General features: G+C 37.4%; 3 protein-coding genes and 1 pseudogene. All 4 read right to left on the bottom strand.

Features of this window, described 5'->3' with window-relative positions:
• Window positions 1-2,626: pseudogene (locus PVV64_RS09900) on the bottom strand (DUF6990 domain-containing protein); the annotation flags it as partial.
• Window positions 2,627-2,631: 5 nt separating this feature from the next.
• Entirely contained in the window at window positions 2,632-3,099 is a 468-nt protein-coding gene (locus PVV64_RS09895) for an SMI1/KNR4 family protein (protein WP_273760826.1), read from the bottom strand.
• Between the two features lie 20 nt (window positions 3,100-3,119).
• Entirely contained in the window at window positions 3,120-3,395 is a 276-nt protein-coding gene (locus tag PVV64_RS09890) for an HNH/ENDO VII family nuclease (RefSeq protein ID WP_273760825.1), read from the bottom strand.
• Between the two features lie 308 nt (window positions 3,396-3,703).
• Entirely contained in the window at window positions 3,704-4,294 is a 591-nt protein-coding gene (locus PVV64_RS09885; RefSeq protein WP_273760824.1) for an SMI1/KNR4 family protein, read from the bottom strand.
• Window positions 4,295-4,466 lie beyond the last annotated feature (172 nt).

Genomic DNA, 4,466 nt, shown 5'->3' with positions numbered 1-4,466 from the left:
TATTTCTTGTCTTTTTTTCCCATAAACTGAGTGATTTTTTCCTTCCAAGAGCGGGGTTGCTCATCGCTGGGAAGTTCTGAGTGATTGGTAAAATCCTTTGCAATCTGTTCAATCAAAGCGTAGCTCATTTGCTTTACCTTTGATACTTCCTTGGCTAAAGTGATAGCCCGTTCAAGATGAAGCTGTTGAATGCTTTCGCTAAAGCCTAAATGATCTCCTGCTGCAAAACTTTGCTGATAAGAATGCAAAGTTTCAACATCACCCAATAAAGCAAGGGCTCCAAGGTGAAGTAAAGCATAATCTGTATCATCTGCTTTAGACGTTGCATCCTGTTGCCAAGGCGCTATACCATAATCAGAGCGAAGTCTTTCAGAAAGATCAATAGCGCTTACTGCCCATTCTAGTGCATCATCAAGCGCCTGTGTTAAACGATCTGCAGTAACTTCTGGTTCAAAGATTTCCAATCCTTTTGCCTCAAAATTAAGCTGTATATCTGGAAAATCTTCCGTGTGTGTAGGATCAATGAATTTGCAAGCAGCAGAAAGGATACCGGTGCTAATCAAAAAGGCGCTATCAAATTGCGGACAATCTTTAGCAGTTTCATCGTTATAAAGAATGTCTACTTCACGATCAGCCAATTGATAGCTTGCCATATGGTCATCTTCATCGATTTTTTCAATTGTCCAGCCTAAGCTTTTTAAAAGTGCTGTAGCACTTTCCATGGTCAATGGAGCATCTCTATCATCCGTTTCATCTATCTCCTCTGTCACATCAACAGCTGCTGTTTGAAAAGCAACAGATGTTGTTTGTGGATCCAAGCTCAAACAATTGGAGTGTTTTTTGGAAAACCTGCTCGATAACGCCGTGCAAGACTAAAAGCGTTGTCAATATCATATTTTGTGAAACAATCTGCAAAGCCTAGATGATTTTTTCTTTGAAAACTCTCCTTATAAAATTTGAGTTTTTTGACATTTCCTATCAAAATAAGCGCAATAAGGTGACATACTGCAATGCACACTTCACTGTTCGGTGACAAAACCGCATAATCATAGATAATTTGATTGGTGTTTTGTTTATCAGCCCATTCAAGAATATCTGTACAAATCTGCTTTAGCTTGCCTCCATCCAATTCAGTACTAGAAACTGTATAAACTTCTTCTGCTTCTTTGAGAGCTGTATATTGAGGCATATTATAGAAAATCTCTCTATGAGCAGTGGAAAAGCCAAGTGTTGAAAGGGAAGCCTTAAATGCAACAATTGACTCTTCTTCATCACTTTGAAGGTTATACATTACATTGATGATACAGTCTTTACTTATAAAATAAGCATTGTGATTGTAGTTTTTATCACGATAAACTGTCCAACCCATTTGTTTTAATTGCTCAGCAACTTTATTGAAAGTAATCAAAGCTTTCGGACCAAGATGCGCTTCAGCAGCTTCTCTCTCATTAAGAATTTTCAGATATTCTTCAGCAAATTCAACAGCGTGATTTACACACTCCTCCAGTTGTTCATCAAGATTTTGCAAATGCTCAAGTAGTTTACCTGCTGCAAGGGAATTTTGATAAGACTTTAGGATATCAATTTGACCTGTTAACGCTAAACAAGCCAAATGCCAAACTATAGATGGAGTACAGCTATATTTTTGGATGAGCGTTTTACTTTCTATCGATGCTTGCAAATCTTGAGCACGTGCCCACTGTATCACCCGCTCAGAGATTTTTGTCAACTCTTGCTCATTTAATGTCTCTACACGTATGTCAATCCCATTAAAATTCTCCGCTCCAAGTGTATTAAAAGGTTGATAAATATTTGTAGCTGATATGTGCCTAAGTTTTCCACTATGGTAAATATAATGGCAAGCTACAGAAATCTCTTCGTTGGAGACTACTTCTTCAAGATGGACATTGTACTGATCATGGAGACGTATAAAACCAAAATCAAATTGAATAAAGCGGTCGGGCAAAACCAACCACATTTTTCCAGGCTCTGTGGCAAACCACCCTTGGGTTTTAAGAATGCGCGTTGCTGCTGTAAGACTCATCAAACACTGTTTCGGTTTTTTGCGTGCTAAAATGTCATCCAATTCGTTATTTTTATACGCCTCAGCAAAAAAGATAACGCGCTTAACCTGTGTCATCTTTTCATAATCAGAAAACTCTGGTGTATATAATTGAGGTGTAGGTTTGTAATTCCTTAAAGCTTCGGTATCGCCGAGTAGAGCCTTTGCAACGAGAGAATGATTAGCAGCTTTTTCACGTAATTTTTTCTCAATATCTTGTGCTTGCGCCCAAGCTAACACTTTGTTTAAAGCTACCTTGACATGGCTTTCAAAAAACTCCAGTGCTGTAACTCCAAAATTCTCTTCTGAAGAAATCAGCATATCCTCATATAGAGGTTGAGATTCTTTACCGTTAGCATATTCACAGCCAAGACAATAAGCAGCAGTAGTAAGACTGACAGAAACCCACAATCTTCCGCTATCCCGTCCATAATCTATGACACCATAATGAATACGCACTATGCGATCGGGGAGGTGATAATAAGCAAACATATCACCCATTTCATCGCGATGGGGCTCCCAACCAACTTTTTTTAAAATCTCTGTTGCGTCTTTGGTTTGCATCGTCATTACCCCCCAGCATGTTCCATAATTCTTTTACAGAGAAATTCATAAAAATTACTTGCGTAATACTGGGGATCGCTAGGTGGAAATCTAAGATAGAGCGGGCACTCACAATCCTGAAACTGAGTATAATCAAAGTAAAAGGTTTCACCAAAATCTGTTCTATTGACAACAAGCTGCTGTGGTTTTGCGAAACCATTTTTTATATCCGTCAAATGATAGAAAACAATATCACCAGCAGGACACTTATCAAAACTTGCGTTATAAATGCTAAAAATTTCATAACCTCCAATTTCTCCTCCTCCATAATTTTTTAAAAAACTTTTGTAGGACGAGGTGAATTGTAAACCAAGAGTTCTCTCAGCCTTTTCAATCAATATATCATCAGGTGCATCCTCTGCAGTGCCAAAGTCGATAACATCCGGATACTTATTAATTAATTGTGCAACATCAGCTAAAGTATAAGTTTCCATAATTTGTTCTCCATAAATTGTTATTTTTTAGCTTCTATACTTCTCTTTTCATAACCTTTAGCACGTTCTTTCCAGTATTTCGCCCTCCATCTATCGAAAATATCTCTATCAATAGCTGATCCCATTGTATTAGGATTAATATGAATAACAGAATTATGTTCGTTATGAAATGCTTTAGTAACCTCTGCTAAGGGGCCATCAGGGGTTTGCTTTAAGTGATGCAACTCAACAGGTTGACCATCATATCCTATAGGAGCTCTTCCTGCTTCCATTCTCTCAACATTGGTGCCCCACACATCTTCCCCTTTTACTGTCCATTTAACCCTTTTGTTAGGATCAAACAAATCGTCTTTCTGATAGACTTTGTATGTCTGATCAAATTTGCTATCGGTAAATTTAATGGGTTTCTTTTTTAACCAATTCTTTTTTTCTTTGGCAGCTTCTTTGATCAGTTCTTTTTTCGCCGCAAGTTTTTCAAGATCTCCCTGAGCGGCAAGTTCTGCAAAATTTTTTTAGAAGCAAATTAAGAGATCACAAATAATACCACTACTCGGAATATCTGCTGCATATACCTTATAAACGTTACGTATTTCCTCCCCCCATGTCATTTCCCCCATAATTTTTTCCAAAAACGCTCGTAAAAAGGGATAGGTTGCGGAATGGGAGGGGTCTCATGCTTTTCAATTGGTTGATCACCATCAAGTATCTCAGCTCCCACGCTTTCTTTAATTCTTTTACAAAGGAATTCATAAAAATTACTTGCGTAATATTCGCACTCTTCAGATGGAAGCATGACATAGAGCGGGCATTCACCATCCCGAAACTGCGTATAATCAAAATAAAATGTCTCACCAAAATCTGTTCTGCTCACGAAAAGCTGTTCTGGTGTCACAAAACCTTTTTTTCTATTGAGTAAGTTTCGGTAAACAATATCACCAGCAGGAATACCTTCCCCATAATCTCCATAAATGCTAAAAATTTCATCACCACCAATTTCCCCTCCTCCATATTTCTTTAAAAAAACTTTGTAAGACGATGTAAATTTCAAACCCAAAGCTTTCTCCGCTTTTTCAATCTGTAGATCATCTGTTTCATTCTCTTCATCATCTTCACTACCCAAATTAATAATATCATCATCATACTTATTCACTTTATCAATTAATACTGCAACATCATCTAAGGTGTAGGTTTTCATCAATTATTCTCCATAAATTATTCTATAAGTCCCTTTTTTCTCTTTTCATTAACCGTAGAGCATTTACTGTCGATGCTCCTGTCCCCATCTGTTAAAATCTAGACCTATAATACCCCATCTCATATCAATTACTCCTTCTAAATTAGTGTTTTTTTGTTCTCTATACCCTTTA

This window comes from Bartonella sp. ML70XJBT.G (assembly GCF_028618575.1).
Classification (GTDB): domain Bacteria; phylum Pseudomonadota; class Alphaproteobacteria; order Rhizobiales; family Rhizobiaceae; genus Bartonella.
Note: the sequence above shows the minus strand (reverse complement) of the source record. Positions and strands in the feature narration are given on the sequence as shown.

Bases quoted from the DNA above. Each gene is read 5' to 3' on its own strand.
- PVV64_RS09895 (WP_273760826.1), bottom strand. From the start codon at position 3,099: ATGGAAACTTATACTTTAGCTGATGTTGCACAATTAATTAATAAGTAT.
- PVV64_RS09885 (WP_273760824.1), bottom strand. From the start codon at position 4,294: ATGAAAACCTACACCTTAGATGATGTTGCAGTATTAATTGATAAAGTG.